Source organism: Elstera litoralis (genome assembly GCF_000963705.1).
GTDB classification, from domain to species: Bacteria; Pseudomonadota; Alphaproteobacteria; order Elsterales; family Elsteraceae; genus Elstera; species Elstera litoralis.
Genome location: NZ_LAJY01000265.1, coordinates 1 through 1,427, shown reverse-complemented (window position 1 = coordinate 1,427; position 1,427 = coordinate 1). Strand labels below are relative to the sequence as shown.

The window sequence follows — 1,427 nt, the reverse complement described above, 5'->3', positions numbered from 1 at the left end:
ATCAGGGCAATATTGTCTTAAAAGCGGAGCGCGAGAGTGCCTTTGAGAAACTCGGGCCTGTAGGCGATTTCTTCGGTGGAATCATTAACCCAGTCCTGACTTTTATCTCGGTCTGCTTGTTGCTCTTGAGTATAAAAAACGCAGAGAGAAGAGCTAAAGGAGACCAGAAAAGAAATGCAGGCGGCAACCCTGCAGGCAGAGAGAACAGCTACCGCTGCTAAAGAGTCGATTAAAGTGACAAAAATAAATGAAAGGCCCCTATTAGAATTATATAAACCTGAGAACTTTGAGTGTGCTCACTTACTTTTATCTGGTTTAACGATTCTGAAAGATAATCAATACACGCATAGGAACGTAGATCTTACATTATATATCAGAAATTCAGGAAAATCATTAGCTTTTCTGAAAAAAGTTGAAATTAGAATAAATGACCGCGAGGGCGGGTTGATGAAGATTGATATTGAGACGTCTATACCTAGATCTTCGGGGAACGAAAACTCAGTAAAAATAAAAACAATATTACCAATAGATGAGACTTATGTTAAGAATGGTGTCTTTAAACATTCTTCTTATAAGTCAGGAAAAATATTAATTTTTTATGAAGATTCATTTTCTATAAAATATAGTTCAGAGTATTCTGTAAAAATCGATAATACATATGACAGAAGTATAAATATTATTGTCGATGAAAACTCTATTATTGATTCGTTTGATTTGCATTAGGTGTCGGCTCGGATATGGAGTTTGGTTGAAAATAATTGACATGCACATTCAGAGGGCCGCCCCGCCTTAACCCCGACCGATGAACAGCGCCGCCTTGTCGAAACGCTCGTCGCCTTCGGGGTGCAGCAGGAGGTGATTTGCACCTTCATCACGGGCGCGGCGCGGAAGCCGATCACAGTGCCGACGCTCACCAAATGCTTCCGGGACGAACTCTCGCAGGGGCTCGAAAAGGCAAATGCGCTGGTGGCGCAATCGCTCTTCCAGTCGGCGCTGGCAGGCAACAATACGGCGCAAATCTTCTGGTTGAAGACACGGGCAGGGTGGCGCGAGAAGCCGCAGCAGCATGAGCACAGCGGGCCGGGTGGAACGCTAACAGAACAGTGCGCACGGATTTTACACGGGCCTACACGCCCAAAGCGGCCTTTGTTCTCAGGCAATAAAAAAGCCTTACAAACCAACGGTTTGAAGGCTTTAAAATGGTGCTGCCGAAGAGGATTGAACTCTTGACCTCTCCCTTACCAAGGGAGTGCTCTACCACTGAGCTACGGCAGCATCGCCATATTGCGCCAAGATGCGCGGCATCGGTTGGCGTGGGCGGCTATTTAGCGGATGGGGTGGGGCTTGGCAAGAGCCAAAAGCGGGGCTAGTGTGCGGCAGGCCGAAGGGTTTCGGTCTTTCGCCCCATCGCCGCTTCCTTCTATTGA

3 protein-coding genes and 1 tRNA gene are annotated in these 1,427 nt (G+C 46.6%); 3 read left to right on the top strand and 1 reads right to left on the bottom strand.

Annotated elements, in window-relative coordinates:
- The 3 genes from VZ95_RS27075 to VZ95_RS24065 all read left to right on the top strand — a co-directional run.
- On the top strand, positions 1–221 hold a 221-nt coding region (locus VZ95_RS27075), incomplete at its 5' end, for a hypothetical protein (RefSeq protein WP_232302613.1).
- Positions 175–723 (top strand): hypothetical protein, encoded by a 549-nt coding sequence (locus VZ95_RS24070; protein ID WP_156995239.1) that lies wholly within the window; start codon positions 175–177, stop codon positions 721–723. The genes VZ95_RS27075 and VZ95_RS24070, both read left to right, overlap by 47 nt.
- A gap of 177 nt (positions 724–900) precedes the next feature.
- The gene (locus VZ95_RS24065; RefSeq protein WP_156995238.1) at positions 901–1,230 is read left to right on the top strand and encodes a hypothetical protein; all 330 of its coding nucleotides are present in this window, start codon (positions 901–903) and stop codon (positions 1,228–1,230) included.
- On the opposite strand, the gene VZ95_RS10935 is transcribed toward VZ95_RS24065, so the two are convergent.
- Positions 1,201–1,275, bottom strand: a tRNA-Thr gene (locus tag VZ95_RS10935). The two genes, VZ95_RS24065 and VZ95_RS10935, sit on opposite strands and share 30 nt — an antisense overlap.
- Positions 1,276–1,427: the final 152 nt, after the last annotated feature.